Source organism: Archangium sp., from assembly GCF_036388035.1.
GTDB lineage: Bacteria > Myxococcota > Myxococcia > Myxococcales > Myxococcaceae > Archangium.
Genome location: NZ_DASVSO010000873.1, coordinates 1 through 12,469, shown reverse-complemented (window position 1 = coordinate 12,469; position 12,469 = coordinate 1). Strand labels below are relative to the sequence as shown.

The 12,469-nt window shown below is 69.4% G+C and carries 11 protein-coding genes and 1 pseudogene; 10 read left to right on the top strand and 2 right to left on the bottom strand.

Going from position 1 to position 12,469, the window contains the following annotated elements; genetic code table 11:
• The 3 genes and pseudogenes from VF697_RS35940 to nadC form a co-directional block, all read left to right on the top strand.
• A pseudogene (locus tag VF697_RS35940) lies at positions 1-236 on the top strand (response regulator); the annotation flags it as partial.
• Positions 237-330: 94 nt separating this feature from the next.
• Positions 331-3,729: a valine--tRNA ligase gene (locus VF697_RS35935; RefSeq protein ID WP_331102238.1), complete on the top strand. Its 3,399-nt coding sequence runs from the start codon at positions 331-333 to the stop codon at positions 3,727-3,729.
• A gap of 23 nt (positions 3,730-3,752) precedes the next feature.
• Positions 3,753-4,595 (top strand): carboxylating nicotinate-nucleotide diphosphorylase, encoded by an 843-nt coding sequence (gene nadC, locus VF697_RS35930; protein WP_331102236.1) that lies wholly within the window; start codon positions 3,753-3,755, stop codon positions 4,593-4,595.
• A gap of 9 nt (positions 4,596-4,604) precedes the next feature.
• On the opposite strand, the gene VF697_RS35925 is transcribed toward nadC, so the two are convergent.
• A complete protein-coding gene (locus VF697_RS35925) occupies positions 4,605-6,221 on the bottom strand; it encodes an alkaline phosphatase family protein (protein ID WP_331102235.1) in 1,617 nt (538 codons plus the stop codon).
• Positions 6,222-6,319: 98 nt separating this feature from the next.
• Here VF697_RS35925 and VF697_RS35920 point away from each other — a divergent pair, with 98 nt between their 5' ends.
• From VF697_RS35920 to VF697_RS35905, 4 genes are all read left to right on the top strand, one after another.
• Positions 6,320-6,721, top strand: a complete 402-nt coding sequence (locus tag VF697_RS35920; protein WP_331102233.1) for a thioesterase family protein — start codon at positions 6,320-6,322, stop codon at positions 6,719-6,721.
• Between the two features lie 39 nt (positions 6,722-6,760).
• Complete coding sequence (glpX, locus tag VF697_RS35915; protein ID WP_331102231.1) at positions 6,761-7,726, top strand: class II fructose-bisphosphatase; 966 nt, start codon at positions 6,761-6,763, stop codon at positions 7,724-7,726.
• A 27-nt stretch (positions 7,727-7,753) separates the two neighbouring features.
• Positions 7,754-8,182 carry an SRPBCC family protein gene (locus VF697_RS35910; RefSeq protein ID WP_331102229.1) on the top strand — a complete coding sequence of 143 codons (429 nt, stop codon included), beginning with the start codon at positions 7,754-7,756 and terminating at the stop codon, positions 8,180-8,182.
• A gap of 387 nt (positions 8,183-8,569) precedes the next feature.
• Positions 8,570-8,749 carry a hypothetical protein gene (locus VF697_RS35905; RefSeq protein WP_331102227.1) on the top strand — a complete coding sequence of 60 codons (180 nt, stop codon included), beginning with the start codon at positions 8,570-8,572 and terminating at the stop codon, positions 8,747-8,749.
• 98 nt (positions 8,750-8,847) lie between these two features.
• Here VF697_RS35905 and VF697_RS35900 read toward each other — a convergent pair whose 3' ends face one another.
• The gene (locus tag VF697_RS35900; protein WP_331102225.1) at positions 8,848-9,915 is read right to left on the bottom strand and encodes an ADP-ribosylglycohydrolase family protein; all 1,068 of its coding nucleotides are present in this window, start codon (positions 9,913-9,915) and stop codon (positions 8,848-8,850) included.
• 96 nt (positions 9,916-10,011) lie between these two features.
• Here VF697_RS35900 and eno point away from each other — a divergent pair, with 96 nt between their 5' ends.
• The 3 genes from eno to VF697_RS35885 all read left to right on the top strand — a co-directional run.
• Positions 10,012-11,310, top strand: coding sequence for a phosphopyruvate hydratase (gene eno, locus VF697_RS35895; protein WP_331102223.1), 1,299 nt, complete (start codon positions 10,012-10,014; stop codon positions 11,308-11,310).
• Positions 11,311-11,325: 15 nt separating this feature from the next.
• Positions 11,326-12,120, top strand: coding sequence for a 5'/3'-nucleotidase SurE (gene surE, locus VF697_RS35890; protein ID WP_331102221.1), 795 nt, complete (start codon positions 11,326-11,328; stop codon positions 12,118-12,120).
• 2 nt (positions 12,121-12,122) lie between these two features.
• The coding region (locus tag VF697_RS35885; RefSeq protein WP_331102219.1) for a LysM domain-containing protein at positions 12,123-12,469 on the top strand (347 nt) is incomplete at its 3' end.

Here is a 12,469-nt window from a genome sequence, read left to right as displayed (position 1 = left end):
CGCTCGATGAGCCCGAGGTGCCGACTCCGGCTCCGACGCCCACCCCGGCTCCCGCCGTGCATGCGCGTCCCGCTCCCGCCGCGGATGGGGGCGAGGCGCTGCTGCGCGATGCGCTCTCGAAGGCCTCTCGCGAGGTCATCGAGAAGATCGCCTGGGAGGTCGTACCCCAGCTGGCCGAGACGATCATCCGCGAGGAGCTGGAGCGGTTGATCAAGGATCGAGAGACGAAGCACTGAGCTCGAGTCGCCGTACCCTTGCTTCTGGACACCGACCGGCCCACGTCGGGCCGGTTCTCCTCCACCGGCCCGCGTGGGCCTGTTGTCATTTCCAATGACCGACACGACCGAACTTCCGAAGGCCTATGACCCGAAGGAGGTCGAGGCTCGTTGGTATGCCCACTGGATGGAGCGGAACTACTTCCGCGCCGAGGCAACCTCCGACAAGCCTCCCTTCTGCATCGTGCTGCCGCCGCCGAACGTGACGGGCAGCCTCCACCTGGGCCACGCGCTCACCGGCACCATCCAGGACATCCTCATCCGGTGGAAGCGCATGAGCGGCTTCAACGCCCTCTGGTTGCCCGGCACGGACCACGCCGGCATCGCCACGCAGATGGTGGTGGAGCGCGAGCTCAAGGAGAAGGAGAAGAAGTCCCGCCATGACCTGGGCCGCGAGAAGTTCCTCGAGCGCGTCTGGGAGTGGAAGAAGAAGTACGGCCAGCGCATCAACGAGCAGCAGAAGGTGCTCGGCTCCAGCCTGGACTGGAGCCGCGAGCGCTTCACCATGGATCCGGGCGTCTCGGCCGCCGTGCGCGAGGTCTTCGTGCGGCTGCACGAGGAGGGCCTCATCTACCGGGCCCAGAAGCTCATCAACTGGTGCCCCTCGTGCCACACCGCGCTGAGCGACCTGGAGGTCGATCACGAGGAGAAGCAGGGCTCGCTCTGGCACATCCAGTACCCGGTGAAGGGCAGCGACCGGAAGCTCACCGTCGCCACCACCCGCCCCGAGACGATGCTCGGCGACACCGCCGTGGCCATCCACCCCGAGGACGAGCGCTACAAGGGGCTCGCTGGCCAGTCGGTGGTGCTGCCGCTCACCGGCCGGGAGATCCCCATCATCGCCGACGCCGAGCTGGTGGATCCCGCCTTCGGCACCGGCGTGGTGAAGGTGACGCCGGCCCATGACTTCAACGACTACCAGACGGGTCTGCGGCACAGCCTGCCCATGATCAACGTGCTGGACGAGGCCGCGCGCATCAACAAGGAGGGCGGTGCGTACGCCGGCATGGATCGCTTCGCCGCGCGCAAGCAGATCCTCGAGGACCTCACGGCCCAGGGCCTGCTGGAGAAGGAGGAGCCGCACAAGCTGTCCATCGGCGGCTGCCAGCGCTGCGCCACCGTGGTGGAGCCGCGCCTGTCTCCGCAGTGGTTCGTGAAGATCGAGCCCCTGGCCAGGCCCGCCATCGAGGCGGTGGAGCAGGGCCGCACCAAGTTCGTCCCCGAGTCGTGGACCAACACCTTCTTCCACTGGATGCGCAACATCCACGACTGGACCATCAGCCGCCAGCTCTGGTGGGGCCACCAGATTCCGGCCTGGTACTGCGCGGACTGCAGCCCGCGCCTGGAGGCCACCGGCGGCATCGACTACTCGCGTGCCGAGCCCCTCGTCGCGCGGCAGGCCCCGGACAAGTGCCCCAAGTGCCAGGGCTCGCGCGTGGAGCAGGATCCGGACGTGCTCGACACGTGGTTCTCCTCCGGCCTGTGGCCCTTCAGCACCCTGGGCTGGCCCGAGCAGACCCCCGATCTGAAGACCTTCTACCCGAACTCCGTCATGGAGACGGGCCACGACATCCTCTTCTTCTGGGTCGCCCGGATGATGATGTTCGGCCTGCACTTCATGAAGGACGTGCCCTTCCGCACCGTCTACCTGCACGCGATGGTGCGCGACGAGAAGGGCGACAAGATGTCCAAGACGAAGGGGAACGTGATCGATCCCCTGGACATCATCCTGGGCGCTCCGCCCGAGCAGCTCGCCAAGAACCTGCGCAACAAGTTCCCCCAAGGCATGCCGCCCCACGGCGCGGACGCGCTGCGCTTCACCCTGGCCGCCCTCACCCAGCAGGGCCGCGACATCAAGCTCTCGCTGGACCGCGTGGCCGGCTACAAGGCCTTCGCCAACAAGCTGTGGAATGCCAGCCGCTTCGCCCTGATGAACATGGGCGACTTCCAGCTGGACGCGCGGCCCATCCAGGAGCGCGAGCTCACCCTGGCGGACCGGTGGATCCTCTCGCGCCTGCAGCGCGCCACCGCGTTGACCCGCGCGTCGCTGGACGCCTACGCCTTCGGCGAGGCCGCCTCCACGCTCTACCAGTTCCTCTGGTCCGAGTTCTGCGACTGGTACATCGAGCTGGCCAAGAGCTCGCTCTACGGTGAGGACGCCAAGGCCAAGGACAACACCCGCGCGGTGCTCGTCTACTGCCTGGATCGCATCCTGCGGCTGCTCCACCCGTTCATGCCGTTCATCACCGAGGAGATCTGGCAGAAGCTGCCCATGTCGCGGCCGGCTGAGTCCATCTGCATCTCCGCGTACCCCGAGCCGGACGTGGCGCTCGAGGACGCCGCCGCCGAGGGGGAGATGGGGCCGGTCATCACCGCCATCGAGGGCCTGCGCAACATCCGTGGCGAGAGCAACCTGTCGCCCGCGGCCCGCATCACCGCGTACGTGCAGAGCCCGGACGCGCGCACCCGCGAGCTGCTCGAGCGCTGGCGCCGCTACCTCATGCCGCTGGCCGGCCTGGGAGAGCTCCACGTCGGTCCGCCGGCGGCCAAGCCGCCCCTGTCCGCGGCCTTCGTGGGCCCGCAGATGGAGGTCTTCGTCCCGCTGGCCGGTCTCATCGACGTGGACGCCGAGCGCGAGCGCCTGCGCAAGGAGATCACCCGCTCGGAGCAGGAGCTGGGTGGCATCAAGCGCAAGCTGGACAACCCCAACTTCGTCGCCAAGGCGCCCCCGGACGTGGTGGAGAAGGACAAGGCCCGCGTCGAGGAGCTGGAGGCGCGCGTCGCCAAGCTGCAGGACAACTTGACCCGGCTCGCCCCGGAGTCCACCACGCCTCCCGCCAAGAAGGCGGAGCCGACGAGTGCTGACGAAGAGCCTGCGCCTGCCCGCCCCTCCGAGGCCAAGGCCAGCAAGGCGGACGCCGAGGCGGAGCTCGTCAAGGCCGAGCCGAGTGTCGTCGAGTCCGAGATCGTCGAGACCGAGGAGGACGATGAGGACGAGGACGTCCACGAGGTTGGCCTCGCCGAGGGCCCTGTAGCGGATCCGCCGCCGGAGCCGACCCAGGCGGGTATCGCCCCGGGCGCGGGGAAGACCCGGGCCGCTCCCGAGGCCAAGGCCACTTCCGCCAAGAAGGCCGCTCCCGCGAAGAAGACGGCTCCGACTCCGGCGAAGAAGGCCGCGGCCAAGAAGGTGGCCCCCACGAGGAAGGCGGCGGCCAAGAAGGCCCCGGCGAAGAAGGCGGCTCCGGCGAAGAAGGCGGCGGCCAAGAAGGCTCCGGCGAAGAAGGCGGCCCCCGCGAAGAAGGCGGCGGCCAAGAAGGCCCCGGCGAAGAAGGTCGCGCCGAAGGCCAAGGTGCCTGCTCGGGGCTCGGCCAAGACGAAGGTGAAGCCCGCGGCCAGCAAGGGCCCCGCCCGGAAGAAGTCGGCGGCCTCCCGTGTAGCCAAGGCCCGCCGCTGACCTCACTCGGAGACGCGACTCGCATGGACGTTTTCCTGGATCGCCTCATCTCGCTCGCCCTGGAGGAAGACCTCGGGGCGGCGGGGGACATCACCACCGAAGCCCTCGTCCCCGTGGACGCCCAGGGCACCGCCGAGCTGATCGCCAAGGAGCAGCTCGTCCTCGCCGGGCTGGACACCTTCGCTCGCGTCTTCCAGCGCGTGGACCCGGACGTCCACGTGGAGTTGCTCGCGCGCGATGGGCAGGAGGTCCAGTCCAAGGCCATGGTGGCCCGGGTGCGCGGGCGCATGCGCGCGCTCCTCACCGCCGAGCGCACCGCCCTCAACATCGTCCAGCGCACCTCGGGCATGGCCACCATGGCCCACCAGGTCATGGCCGTGGTGCGTGGGACGAAGCTGCGCATCCTCGACACGCGGAAGACAGCGCCCGGCATGCGCTCGCTGTCCAAGCAGGCCGTGAAGGCCGGGGGCGCCTTCAACCACCGCTTCGGTCTCTTCGATGGCGTCCTCATCAAGGACAACCACATCGCGGCCGTGGGCGGCTCCGTGCGCGAGGCACTCCGCCGTGCCCGCACCAACGCCCCTCAGCTCGTGAAGGTCGAGATCGAGGTCACCAACCTCGAGCAGCTCGCCGAGGCGCTCGAGGAGGGCGCGGACGTGGTGATGCTCGACAACATGGACGACGAGCAGATCCGTCGCGCCGTGGAGCTGACCGCCGGCCGCATCCCGCTCGAGGTCTCCGGCGGCATCACCTTGGAGCGCCTGCCGCGCCTGGCGAAGCTCGGGGTGGACTTCGTGTCCATGGGCGCGCTCACCCACTCGGCGCGCGCCATGGACCTGTCCCTGGAGATCGTCCAGGGGCAGTAGCCCGGCCGCTCAGCGGCCGACGGTGATCGCCTCGTAGCGGGGGACCCCCTCGGCGGAAGCGGGGACCCCCATCTCCAGCAGGGCCGCCACGGTGGGCGCCACGTCCGTGGTGCTGATCTCCTGCGGGTACGTGCCCGGCTTCACCCCCTTGCCCGCGAGGATGACGGGCACCTGCCGGTCGTATGCGTAGGGGGTGCCGTGGTTGGTGCCGGTGGTGTCGGCGCTGATGACGTGGAAGGGCTTCACCACGAAGAGCACGTCGCCGCTGCGCCCCGGGTAGTAGCCACGCCGCAGGGGCTCCACCAGTCCCGCCACGTCCGGCGCCGTGTAGAGGTCATCCCGCGTCACCGCGAGGGAGACGGCCGGATGCTTCCCCAGCCAGGTCGCCGTGGCCCGCCGCACCGCCGCGCCATCCACCTTGCCGCCCTCCAGCGTCTTGCCCCCCAGGTACACGTCCAGCTCCTCGACGGTGGCGGTGAGGTCTCCGCCGAACTGGGCTCGCAGCGCCTCGGTCAGCCCCTTGGAGAGGGCGGTCGGGTCCACGCGCTCGGCGGCTACCCCCGAGGCGGCCCACTGCTCGGGCACCGTCGCGCCACCGTGGTCGGCCGACAGCACCACGAGAAGGTTGGCCCGGCCCCCCGCGGCCTTCTCGGCCAGGGCCACCAGGTCCCCCACCGCCTTGTCCAGCCGGAAGAGCGCGTCCTGCATCTCCCACGAGGTGGGCCCGTACTGGTGGAAGACGCGATCCGTGGCGCTGAAGCTCACCGCGAGCAGGTCCGGCACGTCGTCCTTGCCCAGCTCCTCGCCCGCGACGGCGGCCCGGGCGGCCCGCACCACGTGGTCCATCGCCAACGGGGAGATGGCGAAGGCGGTGTACGCATGGGGGCCGGGCGCGTTCAGGCCTCCGGTGAGCGGATGGGGGAAGGTGCGCCCCAGCCCGTAATGGTCGCCCTCGTAGGGCCGATCGTCCTCACCGAGGTACTCGGTGCGCGGCTGCACCAGCTCCCAGGGCTTGCCGAACCAGGCCTCGGCCGGGTTGCTCGCGTTGAAGTCCTTCAGCCAGCCGGGCAGCTCCTTCGTGTACCAGGTGCCCGTGACGAACTTCCCCACCGTCTCGTCGTACCAGTAGGCCTGCCCGAGACGCCCGGCCAGGGGGATGGCCGAGCGCGCCTTGCCCGAGAGCGCGATCGCCTTGCCGCGCTCCTGCGTGGACAGCCGCAGCCTGTCCGCCAGCGCCTCGGCCATGAGGTTGGCCGGGCTCACGTCCTCATTGGACAGGGGCGCCTCCAGCACCGGGTGCGCCGGGTCCGGGAAGACGCGCTCGGGCTTGCCGGTGGCCCGGTTGATGATCCGGTTGTCCACGATGCCGTGGCGCCACGGGTTGGCGCCGGTGGCCAGCGTGGCGTGGCCCGGCGCCGTGCGCGGCTTGGCGTACGCATACTCCGCATACGGGTAGAAGGCTCCCGAGTCGATGAGCTGACGCAGCCCGCCCTTGAGGCGCGGTTTGTTGCGCAGCAGCAGGTCCGTGCCCATCGCGTCCACGGTGATGAAGAGCGTCAGCCGGGGTGGCTTCGCCAGGGCGGGGACGGCGAGGAGGAGCAGCAGGAAGGGGAGGGGGCGGAACATGGGGAAACCGATCCTCCACGCCCCGTGCTCAGAAGCAACCAACTCCCGGCCCCCATGCTTTCCGGTCGGACACTCGCCTGTTACGGTCGCCGCGACCCATGGTCGAGGCACGACTTCGAGTGATTTACGGCGACACGGACCAGATGGGGGTCGTGTATTACGCCAATTATTTCCGCTACTTCGAGTTCGCCCGCAGCGAGTACTTCCGCTCCCGCGGAGGCAGCTACCGCGAGGTGGAGCGCGAGGGGCTGATGCTGCCCGTGGTCGAGGCTACTGCCTCCTACAAGTCGCCCGCCCGCTATGAGGACGTCCTGCTCGTCCGCACCCGCGTGAGCGAGGTAAAGCGGGTGTCGCTGACTTTCAGCTACGAGATTTTTCGAGAGGGGGGCGCGGATACCCCCCTGTGTACCGGACGCACCGTCCACGCCTGTGTGAGCCGAGAGGGCAAGCCCACCCGGCTGCCGGACGCCGTCGTCCGCCTGTTGCACGAAGAACCCTGAGTTCCCACTTCTTCAGTTCGTTTCAAGGAGACACCCACAATGGATCGCAACCTGGCAATGGAGGTCGTGCGCGTCACCGAGATGGCGGCCATCTCCTCCGCCCGTCTGATGGGCCGCGGCAACAAGAACGAGTCGGATCAGGCCGCCGTGGACGCCATGCGCCGGGCGTTCGACGCGCTGCACATCCAGGGCACGGTGGTCATCGGCGAGGGCGAGCGCGATGAGGCCCCCATGCTCTACATCGGCGAGAAGGTGGGCCGGCGCAATCCGGAGGACCCCGAGGTGGACATTGCGTTGGATCCGCTCGAGGGCACCAACCTGTGCGCCTACGGTCGCCCGGGCAGCATCTCCGTGGTGGCCATGGCCGGCAAGGGCATGCTGCTCAACGCGCCGGACACCTACATGGAGAAGATCGCCGTGGGCCCGCGCGCCAAGGGCGCCATCGATCTGCGCCGCTCCCCCACCGAGAACCTCCACTCCATCGCGGAGAAGATGAAGGTCTACGTGGCGGACCTCACGGTGATGATCCTCGACCGCGAGCGGCACGCGGACCTCATCAAGGAGGTGCGGTCCGCGGGCGCGCGCGTGCGCCTCATCGAGGACGGGGACGTGGCCGGTGCCATCTCCACCTGCTTCGAGGACGCGGGCGTGGACGTGCTGATGGGCATCGGCGGGGCCCCCGAGGGCGTCATCGCCGCCGCGGCCATCCGCTCGGTGGGCGGCGACATGCAGGGCCGCCTGGTGCCCCGCAACAACGATGAGATCGCTCGCGCCAAGCGCATGGGCATCACCGACATGTCGAAGATCTACACCGCCGAGGAGCTGGCCGGCGGCGAGGTGATGTTCGCCGCCTCCGGCGTCACCACGGGTGACTTCCTGCGCGGCGTGCGCTTCTTCGGCAGCGGGTGCGAGACGCACTCGGTGGTGATGCGCAGCAAGACGGGGACGGTGCGTTTCATCCAGTCTCGGCACAAGTTCGACAAGAAGCCCGGCTATAACTTCTAGAGCACCCCCACCGAGGAGACTCGCACCATGCCTGGCGCTTCCCGGAGCATCGTCGTCAACGCCCCCCAGGAGAAGGTCTACGACGTCATCATCAACTACGACCGCTACCCCGAGTGGCTCACCGAGGTGAAGAAGATCCGCACCTCGGATCGCAAGGGCAACGAGGTGAAGATCCACTACGAGGTGGACTTCAAGATCAAGACCATCCGCTACACCATCCTCGCCCGCGAGGAGCGTCCCCAGCGGATGTCCTGGTCCTTCGTGGAGGGCGAGGTGATGAAGGACAACAAGGGCAGCTGGGTGCTGGAGCCGGAAGGCGAGGGCCGCACCAAGGTCACCTACAACGTGGAGGTGGCCGTGGGTCCCCTGGTACCCAAGTCCATCCTCAGCGCCCTGGTGGACCAGTCGCTGCCGAAGATGCTGGAGGCCGTCAAACGCCGGGCCGAGGGCGCCTGACGTCTTCACCCCCCGCGGCAAGCCCCCCCCAGAGCGACCGGGGGGGCAGGCGGGGACCGGCTCCAGGTCCCGCCAACCCCGTCACTCCGGATGTGCCGGGGGCTCCAATCGGTTGGACTGCTTGCGGGGCACGCGGGCTGGATTAGAATCCAGTCAACATTCTGGGCATCTGGGGGTTAAAAGCACTTCGGCTGACGGACGCTTCGTCGGGCTCGGCTGTCGGAGGGTGGACGAGCAAGCGGACGAGGTTGCTGGCGCGTCCCCAGAAAGGAACCAGGGCCCTTACTTTGCATCTGAAGGACTTTGAAGCCGAGGCGGTGGCAGGAAACCGGGAGCGGGTGGCGGGCGTACATCGGGGTACGTAGGCTCAGTGGAGAAAGCAAACCCATGCTCGACGCCTTCATCATCGAGGAAATCAAGCGCCGGGAACGGAACCGGGAAGAGCGGGATCGGCCCGCGCTCGAGATTCCACTGCCCGTGCCCGAGGAGCGCCCCCGGCGCCGCTCGGACGCCGAGGACGACGAGAAGCCCCAGCGCGGCGTCGTCATCATCGACATGCTGGGCTGAGCCAGCGCTCCGCCCGCGGTCACAGGCCCGCGATGGACGTCCCTCGGACACGGGACGACCCACGCGGGCCTTCTCTTGTCCGCGCTCCGAGGCGGGCCTCAGTCCAGCGCCAGCAGCAGCAGGTGCCGCGGGTGCCAGGTGGTGCTCAGCGGCCCCGAGCCAGCCGGCCCCAGCGCCTCCAGCACTCCCTGCCGCCACTCGGAAGGAATCGCCTCCTCGCCGTGGAAGGCGCCCAGCAGCGCTCCGGCGACGGCCCCGTTCGCATCCGCGTCTCCGCCCCGGTTGACCACGTCCACCACCCCCGCCTCGAAGCTGGGGGCGTGGAGCAATTCCCAATAGGCCAGCCGGAAGGCCACCCGCACGTGGTCCGGCTTCAGGTGCAGGTGCAGCTCCGGCCCGTAGAGCATCGGGTCGTCCCGCTGCGCGGCGGCCAGGTCCTCCTTGAGGGCGGCGGTGGCGGCGGACACCTCCTGGACGAATTCGGCGGCCGAGCGGCCCAGCGACGCGCTGGCCAGGGACAGTCCGCTCACCGCGGCGGTGAGGAGGTCCTCCACCTTCAGCTTCGCGCCCGCGGTGATGGCGTGCGAGATGGAGCCGTTGAGGGCGGCGCATGCGAGCTGGCAGCACGGGTCGAAGTGCGTGAGCGCGGAGTCCGCGAGCGAGGCCTGCACCCGCGCCTGGGTGTCCTTGTGGAAGAAGACGCCAATGGGGGCGGTGCGCGCGAGGCTGCCGTTGCTGGCCCCGCGTCGGAAGCCGCGCAGCCACACCCGGCGGGCGGCCGTCGCCCGGGGCAGGCCGGACTCGGCCAGCTCGGTCATCACCTCGCGGGTGGCGTCGCTCATGCCGGGGGCCTGCCCCTGCCAGGTGAGGTAGCGGCGCGGCATCTCGTCCGCGTCGTAGCACCCGAGCTCCCGCAGGCCCGCGCCCAGAACGCCTGCCTGCTGGCCACTCTCTCCCACCTGGCCACGCCGCAGCTCGAAGGGGCCACCCCCCTTCAGCTCCCGGTAGGGCCCATCCGCGAGCTGGGGGAAGAGGGGGGCCACGAGGCGCCGTGACTTCAAGGGGATACCGAGCGCGTCCCCCACGGAGAGGCCCAGGAGCGCGCCTCGGCTGCGCAGGCGCGGGTGCGGATCAGGAGCGGGGGCGTTGGGTCGTCGCGGGGGCATGGGAGGGCGGGCGGGGCTTCAGGGGGTCGACAGTGTAGCAGTCTCGTTGTCGAGCAGGCTTGCGAGGGCCGGAGGCGTCCTCTAGAAACCCGCGCCATGACCGAGATCGCTCAAATCGTGGCGCGTGAAGTGCTGGACTCCCGCGGCAACCCCACCGTGGAAGCCGAGGTCTTGCTGGCGGGCGGGGGCAAGGGTCGTGCGGCGGTGCCGTCCGGGGCCTCTACCGGTGAGCATGAGGCGCTCGAGCTGCGGGACGGGGAGAAGGATCGCTATCTGGGCAAGGGCGTGCGCAAGGCCGTCACCAACATCATGGAGACGATCGCCCCCGAGCTCGTGGGCATGGACGCGGCGGATCAGCACGCGGTGGACATGCAGATGATCGAGATGGACGGCACGCCCACCAAGAGCAAGCTGGGCGCCAACTCCATCCTCGCGGTGTCCATGGCCACGGCGCGCGCGGCGGCCGACGCCTTTGGCATGCCCTTCTACCGCTACGTGGGCGGCGCCCAGGCTCGCACCCTGCCGGTGCCGCTGATGAACATCCTCAACGGCGGCGCCCACGCTGACACCCGCGTGGACGTGCAGGAGTTCATGGTGGTGCCCGCCGGCGCTCCCACCTTCTCCGAGGGCCTGCGCTGGGGCGCGGAGATCTTCCACGCGCTGAAGAAGATCCTCAAGGGCCGCAAGCTGGCCACCGGCGTGGGCGACGAGGGCGGCTACGCCCCGGACCTGCCGGCCAACGAGGAGGCGCTCAAGCTCATCATGGAGGCCATCTCCGCGGCGGGCTTCAAGGCCGGCGAGCAGATCTTCCTCGCGCTGGACGTGGCCGCCAGCGAGTTCTTCGACAAGGGCTCCAAGAAGTACCGCCTCAAGGGCGAGGGCAAGGAGTTCGACGGGGCCGGCATGCTGGACTACTACCAGCAGCTCGTGTCGCGCTACCCCATCGTCTCCATCGAGGACGGCATGGCCGAGGACGACTGGGAGGGCTGGAAGCGCCTCACCGACGCGCTGGGCAACAAGATCCAGCTCGTGGGCGATGACCTCTTCGTCACCAACGTGGAGCGCCTGGGCCGCGGCATCCAGGGCGGCGTGGCCAACTCCATCCTGGTGAAGGTGAACCAGATTGGCAGCCTCACGGAGACCTTCGAGGCGGTGCGCATGGCCCACAAGGCCGGCTACACCTCGGTGATGAGCCACCGCTCGGGCGAGACCGAGGACACCACCATCGCCGACCTGGCCGTGGCGCTCGACTGCGGGCAGATCAAGACGGGCTCGGCCTCGCGCTCAGACCGCGTCGCCAAGTACAACCAGCTGCTGCGCATCGAGCAGGAGCTGGGCGCCGGTGCGCGCTACGGCGGTATGAAGGCGATCAAGGGCCTGCAGGCGAAGCAGTAGGGAAACGAGAGAGACGTGGCCGACAAGAAACCCCGCATCCTGGTCTCCAACGACGACGGCTACTTCTCCGACGGCCTCCGGTCCCTGGTGGAGGCGGTGAGCCCGCTGGGGGAGGTGTGGGTGGTGGCGCCCGACCGCGAGCAGAGCGCGGCCTCGCACTCCATCTCCCTCAACCGCCCCCTGCGCATCACCGAGGTGCGCGAGCACTGGTTCGCCGTGGACGGCACCCCGGCGGACAGCGCGTATCTGGCGATCCATCACCTCATGAAGGATGATCGCCCGCGCATCATGGTGTCCGGCATCAACCACGGGTCCAATCTGGCCGACGACGTCAACTACTCGGGCACGGTGGCGGCGGCCCGCGAGGCGGCGTTCCTGGGCATTCCGTCCATCGCCTTCAGCCTCGTGTCGCGCGCGCCGTTCGACTTCCAGCACGCGGCGCGCTTCGCCCGCTCGCTGGTGGCGGCGGCGCTCGCCCAGCCCCAGTTGCCCCCGCGGATGCTGCTGAGCGTCAACATCCCCCAGGGGGAGCCCCAGGGCTACGCCATCACCCGGCTGGGCCGCCACTCGTACGGGTATGACGTGGTGGAGAAGGAGGATCCGCGCGGTCGCAAGTACTACTGGATTGGCGGCACCTCCTACGAGCACGAGGACATCCCCGGCAGCGACTGCAACGCCGTCCACCTGGAGCGGCGCATCTCGGTGACGCCGCTCCACTTCGAGCTCACCGACACGCGGAGCATGGCCGAGCTGGCCGGCTGGTCCCTCGAGGGCTTCCCGCGCTTCGACGTGGACAAGGGAGGCGGCTGAAGTTGGCGGGGGCGGGGGCCAGTCGGGCGCGGCCAGCGCTCCTCGTGCTGCTCGCGCTCCTCGGCACCACGGGCTGTGCGGTGGTGCCGAAGGCCGGCGCCCGTTCCTCCGCCGAGCCCGCCCCCGAAGCACCTCCCCTGGTGCTCGGAGAGCTGCGCGAGCCCCACCCGGAGCCGGAGCTCATCTCCGTCCGGCACACGGTGGCCCCGGGCGAGACGATGTACCGGATCGCCAAGAACTACGGCATCACCGTGGAGGAGCTGTCCGAGGCCAACGGGATCGATGATCCGCGCACCCTCTCCGTGGGGCAGGAGCTGCTCATCCCGAGCTTCGAGAAGCCGGCGCCGGG

What these genes read in the sequence shown, in the direction of transcription:
- VF697_RS35935 (WP_331102238.1), top strand. Translation starts at nt 331, where the DNA reads ATGACCGACACGACCGAACTTCCGAAGGCCTATGACCCGAAGGAGGTC.
- VF697_RS35900 (WP_331102225.1), bottom strand. Translation starts at nt 9,915, where the DNA reads ATGCCCCCGCGACGACCCAACGCCCCCGCTCCTGATCCGCACCCGCGC.
- VF697_RS35920 (WP_331102233.1), top strand. Translation starts at nt 6,320, where the DNA reads ATGGTCGAGGCACGACTTCGAGTGATTTACGGCGACACGGACCAGATG.
- eno (WP_331102223.1), top strand. Translation starts at nt 10,012, where the DNA reads ATGACCGAGATCGCTCAAATCGTGGCGCGTGAAGTGCTGGACTCCCGC.
- VF697_RS35910 (WP_331102229.1), top strand. Translation starts at nt 7,754, where the DNA reads ATGCCTGGCGCTTCCCGGAGCATCGTCGTCAACGCCCCCCAGGAGAAG.
- VF697_RS35905 (WP_331102227.1), top strand. Translation starts at nt 8,570, where the DNA reads ATGCTCGACGCCTTCATCATCGAGGAAATCAAGCGCCGGGAACGGAAC.
- nadC (WP_331102236.1), top strand. Translation starts at nt 3,753, where the DNA reads ATGGACGTTTTCCTGGATCGCCTCATCTCGCTCGCCCTGGAGGAAGAC.
- glpX (WP_331102231.1), top strand. Translation starts at nt 6,761, where the DNA reads ATGGATCGCAACCTGGCAATGGAGGTCGTGCGCGTCACCGAGATGGCG.
- VF697_RS35925 (WP_331102235.1), bottom strand. Translation starts at nt 6,221, where the DNA reads ATGTTCCGCCCCCTCCCCTTCCTGCTGCTCCTCCTCGCCGTCCCCGCC.